General features: G+C 67.6%; 17 protein-coding genes. 13 read left to right on the top strand and 4 right to left on the bottom strand.

Going from position 1 to position 20,765, the window contains the following annotated elements:
• Positions 1 to 135: 135 nt before the first annotated feature.
• The 9 genes from ACYJP6_RS10400 to ACYJP6_RS10440 all read left to right on the top strand — a co-directional run bounded on the left by ACYJP6_RS10400 (position 136) and on the right by ACYJP6_RS10440 (position 9,634).
• Positions 136 to 1,098 carry a LysR family transcriptional regulator gene (locus tag ACYJP6_RS10400; RefSeq protein ID WP_459474908.1) on the top strand — a complete coding sequence of 321 codons (963 nt, stop codon included), beginning with the start codon at positions 136 to 138 and terminating at the stop codon, positions 1,096 to 1,098.
• A gap of 80 nt (positions 1,099 to 1,178) precedes the next feature.
• Positions 1,179 to 1,691, top strand: coding sequence for a sigma-70 family RNA polymerase sigma factor (locus tag ACYJP6_RS10405; protein ID WP_459474909.1), 513 nt, complete (start codon positions 1,179 to 1,181; stop codon positions 1,689 to 1,691).
• On the top strand, positions 1,685 to 2,632 hold the full coding sequence (locus ACYJP6_RS10410) for a FecR domain-containing protein (RefSeq protein ID WP_459474910.1): 948 nt from the start codon (positions 1,685 to 1,687) through the stop codon (positions 2,630 to 2,632). Before ACYJP6_RS10405 ends, ACYJP6_RS10410 begins: the two co-directional genes overlap by 7 nt.
• Positions 2,633 to 2,704: 72 nt before the next feature.
• Positions 2,705 to 5,101, top strand: coding sequence for a TonB-dependent siderophore receptor (locus ACYJP6_RS10415; RefSeq protein WP_459474911.1), 2,397 nt, complete (start codon positions 2,705 to 2,707; stop codon positions 5,099 to 5,101).
• 9 nt (positions 5,102 to 5,110) lie between these two features.
• Positions 5,111 to 6,046 carry an ABC transporter substrate-binding protein gene (locus tag ACYJP6_RS10420; RefSeq protein ID WP_459474912.1) on the top strand — a complete coding sequence of 312 codons (936 nt, stop codon included), beginning with the start codon at positions 5,111 to 5,113 and terminating at the stop codon, positions 6,044 to 6,046.
• Positions 6,043 to 7,044 carry a FecCD family ABC transporter permease gene (locus tag ACYJP6_RS10425; RefSeq protein WP_459474913.1) on the top strand — a complete coding sequence of 334 codons (1,002 nt, stop codon included), beginning with the start codon at positions 6,043 to 6,045 and terminating at the stop codon, positions 7,042 to 7,044. The genes ACYJP6_RS10420 and ACYJP6_RS10425 overlap by 4 nt, the downstream gene beginning before the upstream one ends.
• Positions 7,034 to 8,065 (top strand): FecCD family ABC transporter permease, encoded by a 1,032-nt coding sequence (locus ACYJP6_RS10430; RefSeq protein ID WP_459474914.1) that lies wholly within the window; start codon positions 7,034 to 7,036, stop codon positions 8,063 to 8,065. The genes ACYJP6_RS10425 and ACYJP6_RS10430 overlap by 11 nt, the downstream gene beginning before the upstream one ends.
• A gap of 10 nt (positions 8,066 to 8,075) precedes the next feature.
• Complete coding sequence (locus ACYJP6_RS10435; RefSeq protein ID WP_459474915.1) at positions 8,076 to 8,873, top strand: ABC transporter ATP-binding protein; 798 nt, start codon at positions 8,076 to 8,078, stop codon at positions 8,871 to 8,873.
• On the top strand, positions 8,864 to 9,634 hold the full coding sequence (locus ACYJP6_RS10440; RefSeq protein WP_459474916.1) for an IucA/IucC family C-terminal-domain containing protein: 771 nt from the start codon (positions 8,864 to 8,866) through the stop codon (positions 9,632 to 9,634). The genes ACYJP6_RS10435 and ACYJP6_RS10440 overlap by 10 nt, the downstream gene beginning before the upstream one ends.
• Before the next feature lie 13 nt (positions 9,635 to 9,647).
• On the opposite strand, the gene ACYJP6_RS10445 is transcribed toward ACYJP6_RS10440, so the two are convergent.
• Complete coding sequence (locus tag ACYJP6_RS10445; protein ID WP_459474917.1) at positions 9,648 to 10,544, bottom strand: LysR family transcriptional regulator; 897 nt, start codon at positions 10,542 to 10,544, stop codon at positions 9,648 to 9,650.
• A gap of 87 nt (positions 10,545 to 10,631) precedes the next feature.
• On the opposite strand from ACYJP6_RS10445, the gene ACYJP6_RS10450 reads away from it, so the two are divergent.
• Genes ACYJP6_RS10450 through ACYJP6_RS10465 form a run of 4 tightly spaced genes read left to right on the top strand, consistent with a single transcriptional unit; the run spans position 10,632 to position 14,968 of the window.
• Positions 10,632 to 11,408, top strand: a complete 777-nt coding sequence (locus ACYJP6_RS10450; protein WP_459474918.1) for an SDR family NAD(P)-dependent oxidoreductase — start codon at positions 10,632 to 10,634, stop codon at positions 11,406 to 11,408.
• Position 11,409: 1 nt separating this feature from the next.
• Entirely contained in the window at positions 11,410 to 12,165 is a 756-nt protein-coding gene (locus ACYJP6_RS10455; RefSeq protein ID WP_459474919.1) for an SDR family NAD(P)-dependent oxidoreductase, read from the top strand.
• A 38-nt stretch (positions 12,166 to 12,203) separates the two neighbouring features.
• Positions 12,204 to 13,604 carry an aspartate aminotransferase family protein gene (locus ACYJP6_RS10460; protein ID WP_459474920.1) on the top strand — a complete coding sequence of 467 codons (1,401 nt, stop codon included), beginning with the start codon at positions 12,204 to 12,206 and terminating at the stop codon, positions 13,602 to 13,604.
• Positions 13,601 to 14,968: a glutamine synthetase family protein gene (locus tag ACYJP6_RS10465; protein ID WP_459474921.1), complete on the top strand. Its 1,368-nt coding sequence runs from the start codon at positions 13,601 to 13,603 to the stop codon at positions 14,966 to 14,968. Before ACYJP6_RS10460 ends, ACYJP6_RS10465 begins: the two co-directional genes overlap by 4 nt.
• Before the next feature lie 9 nt (positions 14,969 to 14,977).
• On the opposite strand, the gene ACYJP6_RS10470 is transcribed toward ACYJP6_RS10465, so the two are convergent.
• The 3 genes from ACYJP6_RS10470 to ACYJP6_RS10480 all read right to left on the bottom strand — a co-directional run bounded on the left by ACYJP6_RS10470 (position 14,978) and on the right by ACYJP6_RS10480 (position 20,557).
• Complete coding sequence (locus ACYJP6_RS10470) at positions 14,978 to 16,303, bottom strand: tetratricopeptide repeat protein (protein ID WP_459474922.1); 1,326 nt, start codon at positions 16,301 to 16,303, stop codon at positions 14,978 to 14,980.
• Positions 16,304 to 16,499: 196 nt separating this feature from the next.
• The gene (locus ACYJP6_RS10475) at positions 16,500 to 17,165 is read right to left on the bottom strand and encodes a response regulator (protein WP_140216109.1); all 666 of its coding nucleotides are present in this window, start codon (positions 17,163 to 17,165) and stop codon (positions 16,500 to 16,502) included.
• The gene (locus ACYJP6_RS10480) at positions 17,162 to 20,557 is read right to left on the bottom strand and encodes a hybrid sensor histidine kinase/response regulator (protein ID WP_459474923.1); all 3,396 of its coding nucleotides are present in this window, start codon (positions 20,555 to 20,557) and stop codon (positions 17,162 to 17,164) included. The genes ACYJP6_RS10475 and ACYJP6_RS10480 overlap by 4 nt, the downstream gene beginning before the upstream one ends.
• Between the last annotated feature and the right edge of the window lie 208 nt (positions 20,558 to 20,765).

Raw genomic sequence — 20,765 nt, forward strand, 5'->3', positions numbered from 1 at the left:
GGAACGGAAAGGGCACCGGATTCAGCGACTTATCCCGTCCAGATGGGATGTCCAGCAGGCTTGGCATAGCTTTCGCTTTTCTGAAATGGACTATGCAGAAGCCATGGTTGAACAGTTTTTTTCTATAGGCGATCCGTGACGCATTTTACGCTCAGGCAACTTCGTTACTTCGTGGCGGTAGTAGAGGAAGACAGCATCGTCGAGGCGGCGCGACAGCTGCATATATCCCAGCCGTCGATATCCGTCGCCATCAAGAATCTCGAAGAAAGTTTCGAGCAGAAGTTGTTCGTTCGCCATCACGCCCAGGGCGTTTCCTTGACCGCGAGTGGCCGCCGGCTCTATGAAAAGGCCAAGGAATTGCTGCGGCTTTCCTATGAGCTGGAGCAGAACGCCCGCGCGGAAAGCGAAATGGTCTCGGGTACCGTGGCCGTGGGTTGTTTCGAATCCGCGGCGCCACTCTACCTGCCCAAGCTGGTCGCCGGCTTCAAGCGGCTCTACCCGGAAATCACCATCCAGTTGCACGACGGCGAACAGCATGAGTTGATGCACGGGGTGCACCGTGGTCGCTTCGATCTGGTGTTCCTCTACGACCTGGAGCTGGGCGATTCCATCACCAAGGAAAAGCTCAACGCCCCGCACAAGCCCTATGCCTTGCTGCCCATCGCCCATCCCCTGGCGCGCAAGAAGGCGGTGACGCTCAAGGAGCTCAGCCGCGAACCCATGATCCTGCTGGATGTGGTGCCCAGCCGTAACTACTTCATCGATATCTTCAAGGAGAAGGGCTACCACCCGACGGTGGCCTACAGCTCACCCTCCATCGAGATGGTGCGCTGCATGGTGGGGCAGGGCCTGGGCTTTTCCGTGCTGGTCACCCGGCCGACCACCGACATCACCTACGACGGCAAGCGCCTGGCCCAGGTCAACATCCACGACGACATGCCGGCCTCGACCTTCATCATGGCCTACCTGCGCAACAACGAACCGACCAAGGCGACACGGTTGTTCATGGATTATTGCCGCAGCGTCGATCTCTCGCCGCTGGCGGCGGAGCCAGAGTTGCGCGGGGCTGGCGCTACCGCGAGCCAGGGCACGGCGTAGAGCGTTCGAGCTGGTAGCCTGGGCTTCGCGTAAAGTAGAATCAATATCATTCAGGCATCATCGACCAGGTGGCTACCGGCATGAGTGATATGGCTCTCGAGTCCTCGCGTACCCTCCAGACCCTCTACCGTGACCACAGCGGTTGGCTACAGGCCTGGCTACGTCGCCGGTTGGGCAGCGAGTGGGACGCGGCCGATCTCAGCCAGGACGCCTTCCTGCGGTTGCTGCGCAATCCCCAGGTGCTGGGCGAGCTACAAGAGCCCCGCGCCTATCTGCTGACCATCGGCAAGCGCCTGCTGATCAACCTCCAGCGCAAGCGCAGCCTGGAGCAGGCCTATCTCGAGGCCCTGGCTCACCTGCCCGAAGCCTGCGCGCCATCGCCCGAGCAGCGCTGGGTGCTGCTGGAGACCCTGCAGGCCCTCGACGAGTTGCTCGACGGCTTGCCACCGGCCGTGCGTCGCGCCTTCCTGCTCAGCCAGCTCGAAGGCCTGACCTATCGCGAGATCGCCGAGCGCCTGCAGGTCTCCGAGCGCACCATCAAGAGGTACATGGCGCAGGCCTACGAGCACTGCCTGCTGGCCGAGCTGTGCTGAGTGAGGCCCAGGACCGCCGCCGCACGGCCATCCGCGAAGCGGCCGGCTGGTTGGCCCTGCTCGAATCGGGCGAGGCGGGGGAGCCTGAGCAGCGTCAGTTGCAGACCTGGCGCGCGGCCGATCCCGAGCACGAGCGCGCCTGGCAGGCGGCGCTGCAATTGCAGCAGCGCTTCGCCGCCGTCCCCGCGCGCCTGGCGATGGCCAGCCTGCAACCGGCCGATCGTGGACGGCGCACCGCCTTGCGGCAATTGCTCGGCCTGGCCGTGGTGGTGCCGACCGGCTGGTGGCTTACACGGGAACTACCCCTGGCGGCCTGGAACGCCGATCTCACCACCGGGACCGGCGAGCGGCGCAGCCTGAACCTGGCCGATGGCAGCCTGCTGCAACTCAATACCGCGACCGCCGTGGATCTGGACGAGGCACATCGGTACCTACGGCTGATCCGGGGCGAGGTCTCGCTACAGGTGCCCGGCAGCGCCCTCCTGACCCTGGCGACCGATTTCGGTGACCTGAGAGTGCGTGAGGCGGAGGTCTGCGTGCATCAGCATGACCAAGGCTGCGACGTCCGCGTGGTCAGCGGCACCGTGGGTATCCACCCACTGGCGGGAGACGCTCTGGAACTGCACGGTGGCCAGCAGCTACGCCTGGATGGCCACGGCGCAGGCGCCATCGGGCCCTTCGCGGCAACCCAGCTGAGTTGGCGCCAGGGCGTGCTGATCGCCCAGGACCAGCCCCTGGGTGACTTCCTGCATGAATTCAGCCGCTACCGGCTTGGCCTGCTGCGTTGGGATCCGGCGGTGGCGAACCTGCGCGTCACCGGCAGTTTCCAGCTCGCCGACACCGACCGCGTCCTGGCACTGCTGGCTGCCACCCTGCCGCTGGACGTGCACTGGCGGACCCGCTTCTGGGTCACCCTGGTGCCGCGCGCCACCACCGCCTGAAAAAAGCCTGTCCCCTTTCCCGACCTGGTCGGTCATTACCGGTACAGGACATTTAACAGGAGGGGGTATTCGATGGTGGCGTTGGTATTGCGTCCGTTGCTGCGCACGGGCTTGCTGGTGGCGTTGAGCGGTACTCCCTGGTGGGCCGGTTCGGCCTGGGCCCAGGAGGCGGCCCGCCGGCATTACGAGATTCCGGCGGGCAGTCTGGCCCAGGCACTGACGCGCTTCGCCGCTGAATCCGGAGTCAACCTGGCGGTGGATCCCGGGCTGGTGGGCAGTCGTAACAGCCGTGGCCTGTCCGGCGACTATGGCGTGGAGGAGGGCTTCACCCGCCTGTTGGCCGGCTCGGGTCTCAAGCTGCAACCGCTGGGTGAGCGTGACTTCACCCTGGCGCCAGCGCCGGAGGAAAGTGGCGTCCAGCAACTGGCCGCCACCTCCATCGTCGCCTCCAGCCTGCAGGTGGCCGATGCCCCCTATGCCGGCGGCCAGGTGGCGCGCCAGGGTTCGCAAGGCCTGCTGGGTAATCGCGATTTCATGGATACCCCCTTCAGCCAGACCTCCTATACCGCCAAGACAGTCCAGAATCTGCAAGCGCGCACCCTCAGCGATCTCATCGCCAGCGATCCCTCGGTGCGCTCCACCAACCCCTCGGGTGGTCGTTTCGAGCAATTCACCATCCGCGGCCTCAGCCTGTACAACAGCGATGTCGCCTACAACGGCCTCTATGGCGTACTGCCGACCTATTCCATCGACATGGAAATGGCCGAGCGGGTCGACATCCTCAAGGGCCCCAGCCAGCTGCTCAATGGCATCTCCCCGCGCGGCAGCGTCGGCGGCGGCATCAACCTGGTGCCCAAGCGCGCCACCGACCAGCCGATCACCGAATTCACCGGCAGCTACGCTTCCGACAGCCAGGTCGGGGGTGCGGTGGACATCGGCCGGCGCTTCGGCGAAGGCAATCGCTTCGGGGTGCGCTTCAACGGCGTGAAGCAGTCGGGCGACACCACCTGGGACCACCAGCGTGTCGACCGGCAGATGGGGGTGCTGGGGCTGGACTACCGGGTGGAACGCCTGCGGCTCGGCGTCGATCTCGGCCATACCGAGCGGGATACCGATGCGCCCCAGGAGCGGGTCCTCGTGGGTGCCAACGCCCGGGTGCCGGATGCGAACCACGTGCGCCACAACTATGCCCAGCGCTGGAGCCGGGCGCAGACCGAGGACACCTTCGGCGCCCTCCGCGGCGAGTTCGATGTCGACGACTCCCTGATGGTCTATGGCGCCGTGGGCGCCCGGCGCAGCGACCACGACTTTCTGCGCCACAACGTCTCCCTCACCAACAACGCCGGGGACTTCACCGTCCAGCCGCGGGACTTCACCCGCGACGAGAACGTGCGGACCGCCAATTTCGGTGCGCGCAAATGGCTGCAGACCGGGCCGGTCAGCCACGAAATCAACATTAGCGCCGACTACTTCTACATGGACTTCGAGAACGGAGGAGGGCGCTATGCCAGCGGCACGAGTAACCTCTACAGCCCTCGCGACTTACCGGCGCCGGGCGTCCAGACCCGTTCCGACGGCAAGGACTACACCGAGAATCGCTTCAGCGGCGTGGCCCTGGCCGACACCCTGGGCTTCTTCGACGACCGCCTGCTGGTCACCCTCGGGGCGCGCTGGCAGCGGGTCAAGGTGGACGACTGGTCCGATGGCGTGAAGCAGCCCACCGCCTATGACGAAGAAAAGGTCTCGCCCTCGGCGGGTGTGCTGTTCAAGGCCAGCGAGAAGCTGTCACTCTACGCCAACTATATGGAAGGGCTGAGCCAGGGCAAGATCGCTCCCTCATCCGCCATCAACGAAGATCAGATCTTCCCGCCCTTCATCAGCCGCCAGGCGGAAGTAGGTGCCAAGTATGACTTCGGCGCCGTGGCCGTCACCGCCAGTGCCTTCCGCATCAAGCAGCCCGCCTACGAAACCAATGCCAACAGCCGGGTCTTCGGCCCCAACGGCAAGCGGGTCAACGACGGGGTTGAGCTGAGCGTCTTCGGCGAACCGCTGCAAGGCTTTCGTGTGCTGGGCGGCCTGATGTACATCGACAGTGAGCTGAAGGATACCGTGGGTGGCAGCTTCGACGGCAATCGCGCGCCGGCCACGCCCAAGCTCAATGCCAACCTCGGAGCCGAGCTGGATATCCCGGCGGTACCCGGGCTCACCCTGACCGGCCGCGGGATCTATACCAGCTCCCAGTACCTGGATCAGGCCAACAGCAAGGAAATAGACGCCTGGCATCGCTTCGACGTAGGGGCGCGCTACGCCTTCAAGGTCGACGCCACCCGGGTCACCTTGCGTGCTTCGGTGGAGAACGTGATGAACGAGCGCTACTGGGCCTCCGCCGGCGCGCCGGACGATGCGGAGCCAGGTCTGACCATCGCCACGCCCCGTACCCTGGTGTTCTCCACCACCTTGGCGTTCTGACGACCAGGCATGAGTAACTTCGATCAGCCTGGCTGGAGCGACAGCTTCACCTCGACCCGTCGCCGCCTACTCGGGTTCGCGGGTTTTCTGGCCACCAACCTTGCCCTGGGGCCGGGCATGGCCCAGGCGCAGTCCACGCGCGTGGCCACGCTGTTCCAGGGCGCCACCGACAGCGCCGCGGCCCTGGGGCTCAGGCCTTGCGGGGTGGTCGAATCCTGGAGCGAGAAACCGGTCTATCGCTACCTGCGCCCGGCGCTGGCGGGAGTGCCCTCGCTCGGCCTGGAAACCCAGCCGAGCCTAGAGGACCTGGCACTGCTGGCGCCAGAGCTGATTGTCGCCTCGCGTTTTCGCCATGGTCGTATTACCCCGTTGCTGCAGCAGCTGTGCCCGGTGGTGATGCTGGAGGAGGTCTTCGAATTCAAGCAGACCCTGCTGGCCCTGGGCACCGCCACGGGGCATGAGGCGGACGCCACGGCACTGCTGCAGGCCTGGCAGGCGCGCATCGCCCACCTGCGCGAAGCGCTGCAACGGCATTACGGGGACCAGTGGCCGCTGACGGTGGCGGTACTGGACGTGCGCGCCGATCACCTGCGCAGCTACCTGCCCAACAGTTTCGCCGGACGAGTGCTCAGCGAGCTGGGCTTCGCCTGGCCGGCGGCCAGCCAGGGCAGCGCCGTGCCCTCGATCAAGTTGACCTCCCGGGAAAGCCTGCCGGTGGTGGAGGCCGACGTCTTCTTCGTCTTTCTACGCGCCGACCAGGCTGCCGTGCAGCGCAATTACGCGAGCCTGCTCAAGCATCCGCTCTGGCAGCGCCTAAGCGCGCCCCGGCGGGGGCAGGTCTGGCAGGTCGATGGGGTGGCCTGGAGCCTGGGTGGCGGTATTCTCGCCGCGAACCTCATGCTGGACGACATCGAGCGCGTCTTCGCCGAGCAGGGGGCCGCATGACTGCGCTCCTCAGACTGCTGCTGCTCGCGCTGGCCTTGGTGCTAACCGCCGTACTGAGTCTTTCCGTAGGTGCCCGCTGGATCGCGCCCGCTACCGTGCTGGCGGCCCTAGTACAGGACCCTTCCCTGGCGCTGGACGCCACCCTGGTCAACACCACCCGGCTGACGCGCCTGCTGATCGCCCTGGTGGTGGGGGCCAACCTCGCGGTGGCGGGTGCCCTGATGCAGGCGATGACGCGCAATCCCTTGGCCTCACCGGGGTTGTTCGGTATCAACGCCGGTGCCACCTTCGCCCTGGTGCTGGGGATTACCGCGCTGGGGCTATCCAGCGCCGAGAGCTGGGTGCTCTGCGCGTTGCTCGGCGCCACGGTGGCCGGGGCGCTGGTCTGGACCCTGGGCAACCGGGGCCAGGTGCGTCTCACGCCGTTGCGCATCGTCCTGGCTGGCGCCGCCCTAGCGGCACTGTTCACCGCCTTCAGCCAGGCACTGCTGGTGGTCAACCAGGACGGCCTGGACAGCGTGTTGTTCTGGCTGGCCGGTTCGGTGGGCGAACGCAATCTCGGCACGGCCACGCCGTTGCTGGTCTTCAGCCTGCTGGCCCTGGGCACCGCCGCCTTGCTGGCGGGGCAACTCGATGTGCTGGTGGCCGGCGATGAGCTGGCCCGCGGCCTCGGTCAACCCATCGGCCTGATCCGACTGCTGGCTGGAGTATTAGTGATCTGCCTGGCCGGCAGCGCCGTGGCCCTGGCCGGCAACATCGGCTTCATCGGCCTGATGGTGCCGCACCTGGCGCGCGGGCTGTTGGCTCGCGCGCGAAACGAGCATCGCTGGCTGATCCCCGGCTGCGCCTTGGGCGGGGCCCTGTTGCTGGTACTGGCCGACAGCCTGGCGCGGGTGGTGATCCTGCCCCAGGAAGTGCCGGTGGGAATCGTGACGGCACTGCTCGGTGGACCCTTCTTTATCCATCTGGCCCGCCGCGGAGGCCGTCATGGCCGCTGAGATCACCTGGCGGCTCGGCCGCTTCTCCCGGCGCCTGGCACCGGCCGCCCTCGGACGGCTGGCGGTCGCCGCGCTAGTGGCCCTGGCGGCCCTGCTGCTGTGCCTGTGCCTGGGCAAGGTTTGGTTGACGCCCACCCAGGTGCTGGCTGTCTTGGGCGAAGGCTCGCGCGGTGGCCTGGGCTTCATCGTCATCCAGCTGCGCCTGCCACGGGCGCTGCTGGCAGCCCTGGTAGGTAGCGCCCTGGCGGTGTCCGGCCTGCTGCTTCAGGGGCAGGTACGTAACCCCCTGGCGTCACCCGACCTGCTGGGTATCACCAGTGGCGCCAGTGTCGGCGCGGTCTTCTATCTGGCGGTACTGGCAGAAAGCCTTGGGCCGACCGGTCTACCGCTGGCCGCAACGTTTGGCGCGGGCCTGGCGGCACTGCTGGTCTATAGCCTGGCCTGGAATCACGGCGCTTCGCCGCTGCGCCTGGTGCTGGTGGGGGTAGGGGTGTCGGCCATGCTCGCCGCGGCCGCCACCTTCCTACTGGTGTTCAGCCCCCTGACCACCACGTTGTCGGCCTACGTCTGGCTGACCGGCAGCGTCTATGGTGCCAGCTGGCCGGAGGTGCGCGCCCTGGGGCTGTGGTGGCTGGCCCTGTTACTGCCACTGGCGGCCCTGGCGCGCCACGCCATCATGCAGCAGCTCGACGATGACCTGGCGCGGGGCCTCGGCGTGCGCCTGCAACTGCAGCGAGCGGCCCTGCTGGCGCTGGCCGTCGCCCTGGCCGGGGTGGCCATCGCCTGGGGTGGTGCCATCGCCTTCGTCGGTCTCGTCGCCCCCCATATCGCCCGGCGCTTGGTGCTGGGTGGTTTCGCCGGCCAAACCTGCATGACGGCGCTGACAGGCGCTGTGTTGGTCATGCTCGCCGATCTCTTGGGGCGCACCCTGTTCCTGCCCCTGGACTTGCCCGCCGGCATCTTCGTCGCTGCCTTGGGTGCACCTTTTTTCCTCTATCTGCTGATTCGGCAACGTTCCTGAAGGAGTCGTCATGGCAACCCTGGCCAGTCGCGGCCTGACTCTCGGCTACGGCACTCAGACCATCATCGAGGCTCTCGACCTCGAATTACCGCCGGGCAAGGTCTCGGTGCTGATCGGCAGCAACGGCTCCGGCAAGAGCACCTTGCTCAAGGCCTGCGCTCGCTTGCTCGAGCCGCGCCAAGGCCAGGTGCTGCTGGACGGGCGCGACATCCACCGACAGTCCACCGTGACACTGGCGCGGCAACTGGCGGTGCTGCCGCAGACGCCGATAGCACCCGAGGGCATCAGCGTACGCCAACTGGTCAGCCTGGGACGCTATCCCTACCAGAGCTGGATGCGCCAATGGTCGGCGTCCGATGCGGCGGTGGTGGACAAGGCCCTGCGCCTTACCGATCTGCTGGACCTGGCGGAACGGCCGGTTGACGATCTCTCCGGTGGTCAGCGCCAACGCGCCTGGATCGCCCTGACCCTGGCCCAGGACGCCGCCTGCCTGCTGCTGGACGAACCCACCACCTACCTGGATCTGGCGCACCAGATCGAGGTGCTGGATCTGTTGCGGCGACTGAACCGGGAGGAGGGCAAGACCGTGGTCATGGTGCTGCACGACCTTAATCTCGCCTGCCGCTACGCCGACCATCTGGTCGCCGTGCATCAACGCACCGCCTACGCCCAGGGCGCCCCGGCCGAGGTGCTGACACAGGCGCTGGTACATGAGGTCTTCGCCCTGGATTGCCGCATCATCGCTGATCCCTACTTCGGCACGCCGCTGTGCATTCCCTTTGGCCGTGAGGTACCGCCATGTGCCTGAGACCAACGCTTGCGGCCGAGCAACTGGAAGTCCTGCGCGAGACCTTCGGTTTGCGCGAGGCCCGCGAGCGAGATCCGCATTTCAGCCAACCCGTCGCCGCCTGGTTGGACGCCGCTCGCTGCGCCGAATTGCTCGATGACCTGGCCATGCGTATGGGCGCGCCTTCGCGACGGGTCGCGGCCTCCCTGCTGACCAAGCGGCTGGGCTTTCTCACCACCGGCGTTGCCTTCCAGGCCTTGTCGGTCTGCGACCAGCGACTGGATCTGCGCCCGGCGAACGTCTGGATCGAAGACGGTCACGTGCGGGGACGCTGGCAATCGGCGCTCCCCCTGAACGATACCCGCCCCTTGCCTGAACTCCATGACCACGCTCAGGCACGCGCCACAGTCGCGCGGACGCTGTTCGGCGAGTTGCTCGGGCCGCTCTGGGAAGCCCTGGCCAGGGTGAGCCGCGTCTCGCCACGCATCCTCTGGGAGAACGCGGCGGTGCGTCTCCATTCACTGTATGACCATCGGCTGCCCGAGCGCGTCGCGCCGACGGTACAGACGCGCTGCGCCGAGGACTTCGCCTGGTTACTGGCGGCCTCGCCAGCGGACCTGGGGCTGGAGGTGAATCCGCTGGTGCAATTCCGTCGGCCAGCGGTGACCGATGATGCGGGCCGGAGCATCCGCTTTCGGCGGACCTGCTGCTTCTACTACCAGGCCAGCACCCCAATCGAATACTGCACCAACTGTCCCTTGATCCGCCCGCGCCAGACCTAGCCGTCGAGCGCCGCTACTCCGGCTTGGTCCCGATCTGCTCGCGGAGCAGTTGCAGATAGCGCCGGGCGCCCAGGCCCTGGGGGCGGTTCTTGATCCAGATGACGTCGATCCAGCGGCGGATCTGGCTGGCCATGTTGTCGAACTGGACCTGTTCGAGGAGGCCGGCGGCGATCAGCGGGCGCACCAGGGGATGGGGCAGATAGGCCCAGCCCAGGCCGGCCTGCACCAGGTCGAGGGTGGCCAGGTAGCTGTCGGTCAGCCAGATCCGTTGCGAGAGCACGATCTGCGGATCCGAGGCATTGCGATCGCCGCCCGCCGCGACGATCTGACGGGTATCGGCCATCAGCGTCTCGCCCAGCGGCCGACCGTCATGGCTGAAGGGATAGCCAGGGGCGGCTACCGCGGTCAGCAGCTGACTCCCGGCTTCGGCGAACCCCTCGTGTTCGTCGATCCCTGGCCGCTCGAAGATCAGCGCCATGTCGACGCTACCCTCGTGCAACAGGCGGATCGCCTCGGCCCGCGCCGCCGAACGGATCTCGATTTCCAGTGCCGGAAATTCCTTGGCGAGGGTGACCAGAGGTCGGCTCCAGGCGCCAGTCTGCAGCTCGGGCGCCATCACCAGCACGAAGCGCCGCTCCAGCCCCGCGTGCAATTGCAGAGCGTGGGCATCGAGCAGATTGAGCTGGCTGGCGACCTGGCGCGCCTGGGGTTCGAGGGCGCGGGCCGCTGCGGTCGGCAGGGCCCTGCGGGTGGCGCGGTCGAACAGCACCAGATCCAGCTCGGCTTCCAGTTGGGAAATAGTCATGTTGACGGCCGAGGGTACCCGCCCCAGGGCCCGCGCCGCGGCGGAAAAGGAACCCTCGTCGATCACCGCGAGGAAGACCCTGAGAGTTTCACTGCTAAAGGCCATGGTTGTCAGTTTTGCTGATAATAGTCGTCTTCTTGTATCAGGCCGTTAGGCCTAGAGTCCAGCCAAACCACCAGGGCAGGCAGGGACATGAGCGAGACGCTGGCAGGGCAGGTCGCCGTGGTAAGTGGCGCGGGCAGCCAGGCCGGCATCGGCATGGCTATCGCACGGCGCCTGGGTAGCGCAGGGGCACGGGTGATCGTCACCGCCAGCAGCGCGCGCATCGCCGAGCGGGTGGAGGAATTGCGCGGGGCCGGTGTCGAGGCCGAGGGCCGCGCCCTCGATCTCACCGTGGAGGCCGCGGTTAGCGCCTTCGCCGAGTGGGCCGAGGCACGCTGGGGGCGGATCGATATCCTGGTCAACAACGCCGGCATGACCATGCAGGGCAGCCCCGAGCCCCTGGCCGAACTGGCCCACCTGAGCCTGGCCGAATGGAACCTGTCCCTGGCCCGCAACCTGACTACCGCCTTCCTGCTCACCCGTGCCCTGCTGCCCGGCATGCAGCGGCGCGGCTACGGCCGCATCGTCCACGTCAGCTCCGCCACGGGGACCCGCGCCGGCATTCCGGGAGCGGCGGCCTACAGCGCGGCCAAGGCCGCCATGGTCGGCATGAACCTGAGCCTGGCACTGGAGGTGGCCGGGCAGGGCATCACGGTCAATGCCGTGGCGCCGGGCTGGATCGAGACCGCCTCCAGCCTGCCGGAAGAATTGCAGGCCGCTACCTGGGTCCCCGTGGGCCGCGCCGGCCAGCCCGCCGAGGTCGCGGCGGCGGTGGCCTTCCTGGCCTCGCCCGAGGCGAGCTACATCACTGGGGAATGCCTGGTGGTGGATGGCGGTAACAGCCGTATCGAAAACAAGGGCCCCTGACATGCAGCCCGTCGTAGTGATCAGTGGGGTACTGGGCGGCATTGGCCAGGCGGTGCGTGCCTTGTTCGTCCAGAGGGGCTGGCAGGTCTTCGGTACCGATCTCGACGAGGCGGCCTTGCGGACACTGCAGGCCGAGGGTGGCCTGGCCGGCTATCACCCCGCCGACCTGCGCCAGGCCAGCGCGGCCCGGACGGTGGTGGCGGCCGCCCTGGACCGCCTCGGCCGCCTCGACGCCCTGATCAACTGCGCCGGCGTCTGGCGCGAAGGCCCGGCGGAGACCTTCAGCGAGGAGGATTTCGACCTGGTACTGGACGTCAATCTCAAGGCCAGCTTCTTTCTCTGCGCGGCGGCCATCCCCGCCTTGCGCGATACCCGCGGCGCCATCGTCAACCTGAGCAGCGATGCGGGCCGCCAGGGCAATCGCAACGCGGCCGTCTACTGCGCCAGCAAGGGCGCGGTCACCCTCATGACCAAGGCCCTGGCGCTAGATCTGGCACCTAGCGGGGTGCGCTGCAACAGCATCTCGCCCGGCGATGTGGCGACGCCCATGCTGACCTTCCAGGCTGAGCGCTATGGCCAGGGCGATCCCGCCGGCTACCTGCAGGAGCTGCTGGAGCAATATCCGCAGGGCGCGGAGGCGCGCTTCATCCAGCCCGAGGAAGTCGCCGAGCTGGCCTTTTTCCTGTGCCAGCCGGCCGCCCGTTCCATCACCGGCGCTGACCTGGCCATCGATTGCGGTATATCGGCCGGCCACTGAGCCCAGGCGATCCGCCCACCACCCGAGAGGATTCCGACATGACCCCCAGTGGCATCAGCGAAGCAGCCGTGCAGCAGTTCGTCGCCCGCGAACGCGCGCGCTTCTTGGAGCGCAACCCCCAGTCCCTCGCCCTGGCCGAGCGCGCCCGGCATTCGCTGTTCGGTGGCGTGCCGATGCACTGGATGAGCGACTGGTCGATGCCCTGTGCGCTCTTCGTCAGCCATGCCCAGGGCGCGCGCTTCTCCGATGTCGATGGGCACGAGTACGTCGATTTCTGCCTGGGCGATACCGGCAGCATGTTCGGCCATTCGCCAGCGCCCATCTCCTGGGCGCTGGTCGAACAGAGCGTCCGCGGTCTCACCACCATGTTGCCGGGCGAGGACGCGATCGTCGCCGGCGAATTGCTCGCCGAGCGTTTCGGCCTGCCGTTCTGGCAGGTGGCGACCACCGCCACCGATGCCAACCGCTACGTCATCCGCTGGGCCCGCGCCATCACCAATCGCAAGATGCTGCTGGTGTTCGATGGCTGCTACCACGGCACCGTCGACGAGGTGATGGTGCGCCACCAGGACGGGCGCACCGTGCACCGGGGCGGCCTGATCGGCGAGGCACGCAACCTCGCCGAGACCTGCCGGGCCATTCCCTTCAATGATGTCGCGGCGCTGGAGGCGGCGTTGGCCCAGGGGGACGTCGCCGCCGTCCTCTGCGAACCGGCCATGACCAACATCGGCATGGTGCTGCCGGCGCCCGGCTTCCTGGAGCAGGTGCGCGCGCTGAGCCGCCAGTACGGCAGCCTGCTGATCATCGACGAAACCCATACCCTGTCCACCGGCCCGGGCGGTTGCACCCGTGCCTGGAATCTGCAGCCGGACTTCATCACCTTCGGCAAGCCCATCGCCGGTGGGGTGCCCTGTTCGGCCTATGGCTGCACCCATGAAATGGCCCAGGCGATGCGCCTGGCGCAACAGCATGCCAGCGAGACCAGTCCTGGCCATGGCCATAGCGGCATGGGCACCACCCTGTCGGCCAATGCCCTGGCCATGCGCTGCCTGCGGGTGAGCCTGGAAGAGGTTATGACGCCGGCCGCCTACGCGCGGATGCTGCCCATGGCGGCGCGTCTGGCCGCCGGCCTGCGCGAGGTGATCGCCCGGCATGATCTCGCCTGGTCGGTTACCGAGCTGGGCGCCCGTTGCGAATTCCAATTCTGCGCCGTGCCGCCCCGCACCGGCGCCGAGGCCGAGGCGGCGTTCCACGATAGCCTGCAGCAGGCGCTGCACCTCTATCTGATCAACCGCGGCATCCTCATCACCCCCTTCCACAACATGACCCTGTGCTGCCCGGATACCCAGGCGGCGGATGTTGATCGGCTGCTGGCCACCCTTGACGAGGCACTCACCGCACTGCTGGCGTTGCCAGGCGCCCGGGAGCGCCAGCCATGAGATTCGCCGAGCCCCAGGAGGCCCGGGATTTCCTCGCCGCCCATCCCGAGGTCCGCAGCATCGAATTGCTGCTGATCGACGCCAACGGCGTCCCCCGCGGCAAGCTGCTGCATCGCGAGGAACTCCTGGCGATCTACGAGCAAGGCCGACCGCTGCCCAGCTCCATCCTGGCGTTGACCCTCCAGGGCGAAGACGTGGAAGCCACCGGCCTGGTCTGGGAGGTGGCCGACGTCGACTGCTGGACCTATCCGCTGCCCGGGAGCCTGACCCTGCAACCCTGGCGCAGCACCCCCACCGGCCAGGTGCAGGTCAGCATGCACCCGACCCAGGGCCTGCCGGCGACGCCCGCCGATCCACGCCATGCGCTGGTGCGGGTGATCGAACGCCTCCAGGCCGACGGCTACCAGCCGGTGATGGCGGTGGAACTGGAGTTCTACCTGCTCGACCGCGAGCGTGACGCCCAGGGCCGTCCGCAACCGGCGCTGCAGATGAATGGCACCCGTCCTGGCGCACCCCAGGTCTATGGCGTCCAGGAGCTGGAGCAGCTGCAGCCCTTCCTCGACGACCTCTATGCCGCCTGCGAAGTGCAGGGCCTGCCGGTGCGTACCGCCATCTCCGAGTACGCCCCCGGCCAGCTCGAACTGACCCTGTTGCATCGCCTGGATGCGCTGCAAGCCATCGACGAAGGGGTGCGCTACAAGCGGCTGGTCAAGGGCGTGGCCAATCGGCACGGGCTGCAGGCCTGCTTCATGGCCAAGCCCTTCGGTAACCAGGCCGGCAGCGGCCTGCACCTGCACCTCAGCCTGGCCGATGCCACGGGCCACAACCTGTTCGCCAGCGCCGACCCGCAGGGCACGCCGCTGCTGCGCCACGCCATCGGCGGCATGCTCCACCGACTGCTGGATGCCCTGGCGATCTTCTGTCCCAACGCCAATTCCTACCGGCGCTTCCAGGCCAACAGCTATGCGCCCCTGGCCAAGAGCTGGGGAGTCAACAACCGCAGCGTCTCCCTGCGCGTACCCGGCGGTCCGGCCAGCAGCCGGCATATCGAGCACCGTATCTGCGGTGCCGACGCCAATCCCTATCTAGCCGCCGCTGCCATCCTGGCGGCCGCCCACGAAGGTATCCGTGAGCAGCGCAATCCCGGTCCCGCCACGGTCGGCAACGGCTACGAACAGGCTACCGAATGGCTACCCACCGATTGGCTCACCGCGCTGCAGGCGCTGGATCGCTCACCCTGGATCCGTGAGGCTCTGGGCGAGGGCTTCATCGAGGTCTACCTCGCCATCAAGCGCGCGGAATACCGGCAGTTCATGGCCGAGGTGGGGGAGCAGGATTGGCGCTGGTATCTGAGCCATGCCTAGTCACGGAAGTCAGAGCGCCAGGCTGGCCTGCCACTGACGATCCCGGCGCGATGGCCGCCGATGCAGCCGCTCGTCCAGCAGTGCCTGCGCCTTGGCGTGCTCGTCGCCGCGCAGCAGGGCCACCAGCAGCGTGTCTTCGATGACCTCGCGCTGGGCACCGCTGCCGCCGATCCGGGCGACGTCCGTACGCACGGGCTCCAGCAAGCGTGCACAGCCTGGGTAATCCCCGTCGGCGAACGCTAGGAGGGCGCGACACAGGGTGGCGGCAACCGGTCCGGCCGCCAGCTTGCCGGCTTGGACGAGGGTCTCGAGACCGGCTACGCGCGCCGCCACGGCGGCACGATCCCCGGTCGCTGCCGCGATCAGCGCCATATGCACATCGGCGAAGGCCAGGCCCGGCTGCTGGAACAGTCCGGCGATACTGGCGGCCGTGGCCTGCCATAGCCCCGGCGGCACCTCGTGGCCATAGAGGGAGAGGCGCCAGAGGAAGGAGGCATTGTCGCTGACGCGATTGAGCGGGCCCGCCGTGGAAGCAGCCGGCGCCACATAGCGTTCGTAGAGGTCCAGTGCGCCTTGGCTGTCGCCCTGTTCCAGGGCCACCAGGGCGCCATGCCAGGCGATATGGCCGTGCAGGGTGCCGTGGCGTGGATACTCGGGCAGCCAGCCGGCGATCAGCGCTTCGGCCGCCACACTATCGCCGGATTCGTGCAGCACATGGGTCAGGGCATGGGCGGCATTGACGTTGTGCCGACGCAATTCGAGGGCTCTTTCGGTCAGCGCCCGTCCGCGGACCACCTCGCCATTCTCACCATGGGACCAGCCGCGATAGGTGAGGAACCACCAGTCGTCCGCCGCGAAATGGCGGGCATGGCGCTCGCACAGGTCGACCCGCGCCTGATCGTGGTCGGCCCGCCCGGAAAACGCCAGCAGCCCGAAGGCGCCCAGCGGCAGGCCCAGGATGAGGATGTCGCGCGGCCAGCGGTCGGCATGCTCCAGCGCCCCTTGCAGCGCCTGGGCGGCTTCCCCTGCGACCAGCCGCCGCACGACCTCGACATGGCTGCGCTCGCGCTCCGTCCCACGCCGCTCGACTAATCGCTGTGCCAGGGCGATCGCCTGACGCGCCGCACTCGCTTGGTTATCGATCAGGAGTAGCCGCGCCCGAGCGGCATGGGCCAGGGCGAAGTCGGGATCCAGGGCTATGGCTTCGTCCAAGGCTTCGGACGCTCCGGGCCACAGCGACAGGAGCAGGTCCACGCCATTGCGGTAATGCTCGGCGGCAAGGGCGGAAGAGGTAGCCAAGGGGAGGTCGTAGCGGTCGGGGTAAAAAAGGGACATGAGGGTGTTTCGATCTGCGAGAGAGGAGACGCCACTACCGGGCGACGGACAGCGATTTGGTGGCTCCTAGATAGCAGTTGGCCGAGGCTATGGCTATCGCCCGCGGCTCATGCTGCTTTGAACGGCGTTCATGGACGACGTCGGCCGTATGCCCCAGACCCCTGGTCATGCTCGGCAAGCGACGGGCGAGCCTCCGCTACCGACACGCCGCGATGGCCAGGGTGGCGGCGGCGGTACGGGTTTCCACGCCGAGCTTCACGTAGACATGTTCCAGGTGCTTGTTCACCGTCCGCGGCGAGAGGCCAAGGATGTCGCCGATGTCGCGGTTGGTCTTGCCGCAGGCCACCCAGTGCAGCACCTCGACTTCGCGGCCGGTCAGTTGGTAGCGGCTGCTGAGGGGCGCGAGGTCCAGCGCGGTCCTGGCCTGGGGCCGGCTCACCGGCAGGCTCCTGGCCGCCTGGAGTTCGCGGGCCGTGCGCAGGTGAGCGGCCACCCGTGCCAGCACCTCGTCGGTCTTCAGCGGCTTGGTGACGTAGTCGATGCCGCCCGCGGCGAAGGCCTCCACCACATGTTCGCTCTCGGTCAGGGCGGTCATGAACAGCACCGGGATGTCGGCCAGCTCGGCCTGGGCCTTGATCCGCCGGCAAGTCTCGAAACCGTCCAGGCCGGGCATCACCGCATCGAGCAGCACCACGTCCGGACGGCGGCGCTGCATGCGCTCCAGGGCGCTGGCCCCGTCCATGGCCACCAGCACCATGTAGCCACTGGCGTCCAGGGCATCGGAGAGCAGCGCGAGGTTGTCGGGGGTGTCATCGACGATCAGCACGACGCCGGCGGGAGCGGGCTGTAGGACGGCATTCATGGGTGTTCTCCTTCCAGGGGCAGGTCGGCCGGCTGCAGGCTGTCCTTGAGGCGGCGGTTGAAGTCGTTGAGCTGGAAGCGCTTGACCAGGTTGCGCAGGCTGGCGACATAGGCGGCGCTGAGCGGCTCGTCGCGCTCGATGCGCTCCAGGCATTCGAGGATACCCTTGACGTAGCCCAGCGCGCCCAGCTCCCGTAGCTCGGCCAGACTGGCGGCGCTCGGTGCCTGCAGGGGCAGCGGCGATGCCTGGGGTGGCCCCGCTGGGCGCTCCAGCCATTCCAGGTCCAGGTGCTTCCTGATCTTCTCCAGCAACTGCGGCGTGTGCACCGGCTTGGCCAGGTAGTCGTCGCAAGCGGCGGCGGCGCTGCGCTCACGGTCGTCGGCGAAGGCATTGGCGGAGATGACGATGATCGGCGCCCGGGAGAGGCCGTTGCGGCGGATCAGGGTGCTGGTCTCCAGGCCGTCGAGCAACGGCATGGACAGGTCCATGAGGATCAGGTCCGGCTGCCACAAGGCCACCTGGCGGATGGCGTCCTGGCCATTGCTGGCCTCGGCCAGTTCGAAACCCAGGGGTTCGAGCATGCCGGCCAGCACGCGGCGGTGGTCGAGGTGGTCATCCACCAGCAGCACCCGCCGGCGTGGCCCCTGGTAACCGGTGATGGTGTGCTCGACATGGACCAGCGCCTGGGGCACCCGCACCTCGGAGAGGAACAACCGCACCACGAAGCGGGTGCCCTGGCCCGGGGTGCTGCGGACGTCGAGGGCGCCGCCCATCAGGGTCACCAGCATGCGGGTGATGGTCAGGCCCAGGCCGAGGCCGTTGTCCTGGCGCAACGGGTCACCGCGTTCGAAGGGCTGGAACAGCCGCTCCAGCTGCTCCGGGGCGATGCCCAGGCCGCTGTCGAGGATCTCGAAGGTGGCGGTTTCCCGCGCGTAGGTGACCGCCAGCACCACGCCACCCCGGTCGGTGTAGCGCACGGCATTGCCGAGCAGGTTGATGAGGATCTGGCGGACCCGCTTCTCGTCGCCGCGGACCACCGCCGGCAGGCGCCCCTGGGCGTCGAGGCGGAAGCTCAGGCCCTTGTCCTGGGCTTGGGGAGCGAACATCTGCTGTAGCTGCTCGATGAATTCCGGGAAGGGGATTTCCGAGGGTTCCAGGTTGAGCTTGCCGGCCTCGATCTTGGCGACATCGAGCAGGCCGTCGATCAGCGACAGCAGGTGCGAGCCGCTGCGGTAGATGGTGCCCAGGGCCTCCTGCTGGCGGCTGCTGCTGGCAGGGTCGCGCTGCAGGATCTGGGTGTAGCCGAGGATGCTGTTCAGCGGCGTGCGCAGCTCATGGGACAGGCCGGTGACGTAGCGACTCTTGGCGGCGTTGGCGGCTTCCGAGGCTTCCTTGGCGCGTTGCAGGGCCTCGTCGGTCTTGCGGTGGGCCTGGATTTCCTGCATCAGCAGGGCGGTCTGGCGGGTCGATTCCTCCAGGGCCACGTGGCGGCTCTCGCGGGTCAGCACCACCCACCAGGCCAGCGCCCCGGCGAACAGGGTGAGCACCATGAAGGCCTTGAAGAAGCCCTGGTAGAGCAGATGGCGCTCGTCGCCCTGGAGGCCCTGGGAGACCTGGCTGTAGATCAGCGCCAAGGCGCAAAACATCAGCCCGACCATGACGATCAACACGCCCAGGTAATGCGCCAGGCGGGTATGCAGACGCGGCACCGAGGTGTTCGGCAGCAGCCAGCGCAGCAGGGTGTCGAATTGCGCGGACAGTCGCGCCGCGGGCTTGCACAGGTCGCCGCAGCGCGCGTCCAGGGCGCAGCACAGCGAGCAGATGGGCGCGCCGTAGGCCGGGCAGAAGGCGATGTCCTCGCGCTCGAAGGCATTGGTGCAGAGCACGCATTCCAGATGGACCTGGGCTGGATGGATGAGCTTCAGCACGCTGGTGCGGGCGATGTAGTAGCGGCCCCGGGTGAGCCAGGCCAGCAGCGGCGCGCAGACCAGCGCGGCGAGCAGGGACACCGCCGGCGAGATGGCCTGGGCCAGGGCGCCGAACAGACCGGCGTGGGCCAGGCCGGAGAGCAGCGAGGCCAGCAGCATGGCCCCGACCCCCACCGGGTTGATGTCGTAGAGGTGCGCCCGCTTGAACTCGATGTGCCTGGGTGACAGCCCCAGGGGCTTGTTGATCACCAGGTCGGCGACCACCGCACCGATCCAGGCGATGGCGATGTTGGCATAGAGCCCGAGCACCTCCTCGATGGCCTGGAACACCCCCAGCTCCATCAGCATCAGCGCGATCAGCACATTGAACACCAGCCAGACCACGCGTCCGGGATGGCTATGGGTGACCCGGGCGAAGAAGTTGGACCAGGCCAGGGAGCCGGCATAGGCGTTGGTCAGGTTGATCTTGATCTGGCTGACGATGACGAACAGCACCATGGCGCCCATGGCCCAGCCCGGCGACGAAAAGACGTAACCGAAGGCCACCAGGTACATCTGCGTCGGCTCGGCGGCGCGCTCCAGGGGGATTTCGTGCTGCAGGGCGAGAAAGGCCAGGAAGGCCCCGGCGAGCATCTTCAGGGCGCCGGGCAGGATCCAGCCTGGGCCGGCCAAGAGCAGCGCCGCCCACCAGCGGCGACGGTTGGCGGCGGTCTTCTCGGGCAGGAAGCGCAGGTAATCGACCTGCTCGCCGATCTGGGTCACCAGCGCCAGGCCCACGGTACAGGCGGCGCCGAAGGACAGCAGGTTGAAGGCCCCGGCCTCGCCCTCGCGCCCGGCGAAGGTGGTCCAGTCCGCCAGGGCACCGGGGTTCTTGGCGATGACGAAGGCATAGGGCAACGCCAGCAGGATCAGCCAGAGCGGCTGGCTCCACAGCTGCAGGCGATTGATCAGGGTGATGCCATAGGTGACCAGGGGAATGACGATGATCGAGCAGATCACATAGGCCAGCGCCAGGGGAATGCGGAAGTACAGTTCCAGGGCCAGCGCCATGATCGCCGCTTCCAGGGCGAAGAACAGGAAGGTGAAGCTGGCGTAGATCAGCGAGGTGATGGTGGAGCCGATGTAGCCGAAGCCGGCGCCGCGGGTCAGCAGGTCCATGTCCACCCCATAGCGCGCCGCGTAGTAGCTGATCGGCAGGCCGGTGAGGAAGATCACCAGGCTCACCGCCAGCACCGCCCAGAGGGTGTTGGTGAAGCCGTAGCTGATCGCCAGGGCGCCGCCGATGGCCTCCAGGGCGAGGAAGGAGAGGGCGCCCAGGGCGGTATTGGCGATGCGGAATTCCGACCATTTGCGGAACGACCGGGGGGTGTAGCGCAGAGCGTAGTCTTCCAGCGTCTCGTCGGCGACCCAGCTGTTGTAGTCGCGGCGGATCTTGGCGATGCGTTGCGTCCCGGTCTGCTGCACGGCACGGCTCCTGACGGTTCGGCGGTGGGCTCAGAGCCTGTTCGTCATCTGCTGCGCGTCGGCCAGACCGCGGTGAAAGCGCCTGGTCCGGCTCTGGTTGGCGAAATGATGAACAGGCTCGTGAGGCAAGTTCCGTGCCCCGCTCTGGAGGCCGGTGGCTGACACCTCGGCGTGCGGCGCTCAAGCCATCCTGCTCCGCGCGGGCGCG

Source organism: Pseudomonas sp. No.117, from assembly GCF_054558395.1.

Excerpts from the sequence above, each read along its gene's own strand:
- ACYJP6_RS10405 (WP_459474909.1), top strand. The coding sequence starts at position 1,179 with ATGAGTGATATGGCTCTCGAGTCCTCGCGTACCCTCCAGACCCTCTAC.
- ACYJP6_RS10415 (WP_459474911.1), top strand. The coding sequence starts at position 2,705 with ATGGTGGCGTTGGTATTGCGTCCGTTGCTGCGCACGGGCTTGCTGGTG.
- ACYJP6_RS10420 (WP_459474912.1), top strand. The coding sequence starts at position 5,111 with ATGAGTAACTTCGATCAGCCTGGCTGGAGCGACAGCTTCACCTCGACC.
- ACYJP6_RS10425 (WP_459474913.1), top strand. The coding sequence starts at position 6,043 with ATGACTGCGCTCCTCAGACTGCTGCTGCTCGCGCTGGCCTTGGTGCTA.
- ACYJP6_RS10430 (WP_459474914.1), top strand. The coding sequence starts at position 7,034 with ATGGCCGCTGAGATCACCTGGCGGCTCGGCCGCTTCTCCCGGCGCCTG.
- ACYJP6_RS10435 (WP_459474915.1), top strand. The coding sequence starts at position 8,076 with ATGGCAACCCTGGCCAGTCGCGGCCTGACTCTCGGCTACGGCACTCAG.
- ACYJP6_RS10440 (WP_459474916.1), top strand. The coding sequence starts at position 8,864 with ATGTGCCTGAGACCAACGCTTGCGGCCGAGCAACTGGAAGTCCTGCGC.
- ACYJP6_RS10445 (WP_459474917.1), bottom strand. The coding sequence starts at position 10,544 with ATGGCCTTTAGCAGTGAAACTCTCAGGGTCTTCCTCGCGGTGATCGAC.
- ACYJP6_RS10450 (WP_459474918.1), top strand. The coding sequence starts at position 10,632 with ATGAGCGAGACGCTGGCAGGGCAGGTCGCCGTGGTAAGTGGCGCGGGC.
- ACYJP6_RS10455 (WP_459474919.1), top strand. The coding sequence starts at position 11,410 with ATGCAGCCCGTCGTAGTGATCAGTGGGGTACTGGGCGGCATTGGCCAG.
- ACYJP6_RS10460 (WP_459474920.1), top strand. The coding sequence starts at position 12,204 with ATGACCCCCAGTGGCATCAGCGAAGCAGCCGTGCAGCAGTTCGTCGCC.
- ACYJP6_RS10465 (WP_459474921.1), top strand. The coding sequence starts at position 13,601 with ATGAGATTCGCCGAGCCCCAGGAGGCCCGGGATTTCCTCGCCGCCCAT.
- ACYJP6_RS10470 (WP_459474922.1), bottom strand. The coding sequence starts at position 16,303 with ATGTCCCTTTTTTACCCCGACCGCTACGACCTCCCCTTGGCTACCTCT.
- ACYJP6_RS10475 (WP_140216109.1), bottom strand. The coding sequence starts at position 17,165 with ATGAATGCCGTCCTACAGCCCGCTCCCGCCGGCGTCGTGCTGATCGTC.